This is a genomic window from Bacillus sp. GMs2/2 (genome assembly GCF_050172095.1).
Taxonomy (GTDB): Bacteria; Bacillota; Bacilli; order Bacillales; family Bacillaceae_G; genus Bacillus_A; species Bacillus_A cereus.
The window spans coordinates 1-2,113 of the sequence record NZ_JBNLYE010000543.1 but is presented as its reverse complement, the minus strand read 5'-3'; the positions used below and the strand labels follow the sequence as shown (position 1 = coordinate 2,113).

Below are 2,113 nucleotides of genomic sequence, written 5' to 3'. Positions count from 1 at the left end.
AATTCATAAAAGACATCAATCTGAAAAGAAAGATGTCTTTTATTTAATAGTATTACGGTTTATTTAATTACTTTCCATAAAGCTAATGAGAAAATCCAATTTGGATCACCGTATCCTTGATAACTTTGAACTGCTTCATAAATTTTACCTTGATGTTCTACTCTATCTCCTTTTTTATATGCAGCATACGAATCCCATGCCTTATACTCAGAAGAGGGGGTATCTTTTGTTGTGATTTTGATTTCATTACTCGCAACTGAAACTTTTCCTTGAGTATCTATAGCTTTTACCATATAGCTATATTCAGTACTAGCCAGTAAATTTTCATCTGTATAGTAAGTTGAAGGACTTGTAGCTATTTTCGTACCGTTACGATAAATCTCATACTCTTTTATACCAACATTACTTATGGATTCTTCCCATATTAAATGAACACTGTTTGTAGTAGTTTCTGATGCTTGTAATCCAGTTGGAGCTGTTGGAGCTGTTTGTTCTGGATTCTCTTCCTTTGTTGTAACTGAAACTTCATTGCTACTTTTTGACTTATTTCCTGCAGCATCTGTAGCTTTAATTGTATAATTATATTTTGTATTGGCTTGTAATCCCGCATCTTCATAACGTGTTGTTTTTGTTGTTCCTACTTTTTTTCCATCACGATAAACTTCATATTCTTTCACACCAATATTATCTGTGGAAGCCTCCCACTGTAGCTCAACAGTTGTTGTTGTTTTACTAACAGAGCGTAGGTTAGAAGGAGCTGTTGGAGCGATTACGTCAATTTCAGTACTACTATTAAAAGCAGAAAATAGTTTAGAAAAGGCACCGTCGTCTACATCGGGTAATCCAGAAGCATCTCCAGTTGCCTGACCAATTTGCCAACTTTCAGTAGCCTTTTTATCACGATACACTGACCACATACTAATTTCCCCAATACCTTTTTCTTTGGCAAATTGGAACAATTCTTTTGCATTATTTAATGTGAAAGTTTCATTTTGAGTATCATTTTTTCCTATCATAGGTGTAACAGCAATCATTTTCCAAATGTCAGAATCTTTAATAGTACCTTTATATAAATTAGTTAACTGTCCATGCAAGCTATTAATAGCATCTATTGCAGCTTGTCCCATTTGTTGGTTTTGTTGTCCGTAATCCATAGTCATAATATTAATAGAATTTAAATCTACATCATGTTTTATAGCGCTTTGAATCACATTTATCCCATCATTAGTTAGGCCATAAGGCATTACTGGTAAGGTATAACCAATTTTTACATCTTTACCTTCAGCTTTTAATTCCTTTTGTAATAACGCAATTGCTTTTGATCTTCTTTCGATAGATTCTGGGTGAGCGACTAAGACTCCTTCAATATCAAAATCCATGTGTGTTAAATGTAATGTGTTAATTACACTTTTATAAGCATCTTTTAATTTATTTACATCTGTAATAGCTGCGGCAAGATCTGCACCTAATCCAGGGATATTACCGGCATTTGCTCCACCAAAAGATACTTTAACATCTCCACCTATTTTTCTAATTTGTTTAATTTGATCATCTAAGTTACCATCTCCAATAGGGGTATGACTTCCTCCCCATACTGGATTTCCATTTTTATCAGCCACTATAAAGGAAAGCGTGAAGAAACTAGTATTTGTTTCTTGGGCATATTTTAATAGATTTTGAGGATTCATGCCGTTATCTACATATGGTGCAAAAACATGAGTTGGCCAAGTGATTCCTTCACCAAATAAATCATTTGGATCGCTATTGTCAGGTATATATTCTGAACCAGTATATAATTCCCAACCGCTAAATTGTTGGGTAGGTAGTGTACCTGCATTTACCCAATATAAAGAATGATAAATCTTACCTTCATATGTAACGTAAGATTCACCTGGATAATCTTTGTTTTTATTCCAAAATGTTGCTACTTGTTGTTGAGATTTGGTTATATTTTCTTGAGCATACGCAAACGGTTGGCTAATGGCTTGGGATGTAGGAATAATAATAGTTAATGCAACAGCTGTTTTTGCTAGAGTACGAAATGGGTGTTTTTTTATAATCATAATAATATCTCCTCACTTCTGATTTATAATTTTAAAAAAATTATATTTGG

General features: G+C 33.4%; 1 protein-coding gene. It reads right to left on the bottom strand.

Annotation, left to right across the window (positions count from 1 at the left end; all coding sequences use genetic code 11):
* Nucleotides 1-59: 59 nt before the first annotated feature.
* Nucleotides 60-2,063 (bottom strand): fibronectin type III domain-containing protein, encoded by a 2,004-nt coding sequence (locus tag ACQGS6_RS27135; protein ID WP_086423715.1) that lies wholly within the window; start codon nucleotides 2,061-2,063, stop codon nucleotides 60-62.
* Nucleotides 2,064-2,113 lie beyond the last annotated feature (50 nt).

Bases quoted from the DNA above. Each gene is read 5' to 3' on its own strand.
- ACQGS6_RS27135 (WP_086423715.1), bottom strand. From the start codon at position 2,063: ATGATTATAAAAAAACACCCATTTCGTACTCTAGCAAAAACAGCTGTT.